Source organism: Dietzia papillomatosis NBRC 105045 (assembly GCF_001570845.1).
GTDB lineage: Bacteria > Actinomycetota > Actinomycetes > Mycobacteriales > Mycobacteriaceae > Dietzia > Dietzia cinnamea.
In genome coordinates, this window is the sequence record NZ_BCSL01000102.1 from 1 (window position 1) to 1,578 (window position 1,578).

The window sequence follows — 1,578 nt, forward strand, 5'->3', positions numbered from 1 at the left end:
GATAGAGGCCGCAGGCGGTGTCGAGGGCTTCTGCGGGAGTGCCTGAGGGCCATCCGTTTGGCAGGGCGGCTTGCTGGTAGTCGTCGTGGCTGGCGCGGTAGATCGCAAAACCCCACTGGCTGGCTGATCCGGCGTAGCGCAGTCGGCAGAGCTTGACTTCGTCCCCGTCGGTCAAGGTGGCATCGATGTAGGCGAATCCGGCCCGGTAGCGGGTGTGCAGGGCCTGGATCTGGGGCCACCGTTCGGCAGCGCGGGCCAGGAGTTTCTGTCGCAGTGAGGTCTGTGTCGAGTCGGGGATCTTGGCCATGGTCTCCATCATCGCCGCCGCCGTTTCTCGCCCTCGACTTTCGGCTTGTTCCGGCGTGGCGGCTTGGCGGGCGCCGCTGGGTGCGTCAGAAATGAACATGCCTCCCACCAGCGCCGTTATCGTCATCCTGTCCGGCAAAGAACGCGACGTGCTGACCCGCCGCGCGCACGCTGCTCGTTGTGCGCACCGCGATGTACTGCGAGCCCGGATCGTCCTGGCGGCCGCTGCCGGTGATGCCAACGCTGCGATCGCCCGCGAGGTCGGGGTGTGCGAAGACACGGTGCGCCAGTGGCGGCATCGGTTCTGCACCGAGCGCCTGGAGGGTCTCAAAGATCGGCCCCGCTCGGGACGACCGCGAGTGTTCACCCCCGTCGAGGTCGCCCAGGTCAAAGCGTTGGCGTGTACGCGCCCGGCTGACCACGGTCTGCCACTGACCAGATGGTCGGCCGCCGAGTTGAGAGCCCACGCCGTGGCCACAGGGCTGGTGCGCCCCGTGGCGTCGGCGACGATCGGGCGCTGGCTGGCCGCAGATGCGATCAAGCCGTGGCAGCACCGGTCGTGGATTTTTCCCCGCGACCCCGACTTCGCCGTCAAGGCCGCCCGGGTGCTGGACCTGTACCACCGGCGCTGGAACGGCGTTGCTCTCGGCGACGATGAGTACGTCATCAGTGCGGACGAAAAATCACAGCTCCAAGCCCTCAAACGCCGTCACGCCGAGACTCCCGCCAGGCCCGGTCAGCCGCGGCGCGTGGAGTTCGAGTACCGCCGCGGTGGGACGTTGGCCTACTTCGCCGCCTACGACGTCCACCAGGCCCGCGTGATGGGGATGACCGCACCCAAGACAGGGATCGCCCCGTTCACCGAACTGGTCGAGCAGGTGATGACCCAAGAGCCATACGCATCCGCGAAGCGAGTGTTCTGGGTCGTCGACAACGGCTCATCCCACGCAGGTCAGGCCTCGAAAGACCGGATGCGTCATGCGTTTCCCAACGCGGTCCTGGTGCACCTTCCGGTGCACGCCTCGTGGCTCAACCAGGTCGAAATCTACTTCTCGATCCTGCAGCGCAAAGCCATCGCCACCGGCGACTTCGCAGACCTCGACGATCTCGCCGCACGCATCCTCGCGTTCCAGGATCGCTACAACCGAAGCGCCGAACCGTTCGGCTGGAAGTACACCCGCGACGACCTCAACCGCCACCTCGACCGCCTCAACAACGACGGCACCCTCCGCGCAGCATGACCCCCGACGAACTAACGGAGATGCCCACTAG

Annotated in this window: 2 protein-coding genes; one reads left to right on the top strand and one right to left on the bottom strand. The window is 66.5% G+C overall.

From position 1 onward, the window contains the following. The coding region (locus DPA01S_RS15950) for a hypothetical protein (RefSeq protein WP_061917898.1) at positions 1-307 on the bottom strand (307 nt) is incomplete at its 3' end. On the opposite strand from DPA01S_RS15950, the gene DPA01S_RS15955 reads away from it, so the two are divergent. Continuing rightward, positions 306-1,547, top strand: coding sequence for an IS630 family transposase (locus DPA01S_RS15955; RefSeq protein ID WP_232303219.1), 1,242 nt, complete (start codon positions 306-308; stop codon positions 1,545-1,547). The genes DPA01S_RS15950 and DPA01S_RS15955 overlap by 2 nt on opposite strands. Positions 1,548-1,578 lie beyond the last annotated feature (31 nt).

Bases quoted from the DNA above. Each gene is read 5' to 3' on its own strand.
- DPA01S_RS15955 (WP_232303219.1), top strand. From the start codon at position 306: ATGGTCTCCATCATCGCCGCCGCCGTTTCTCGCCCTCGACTTTCGGCT.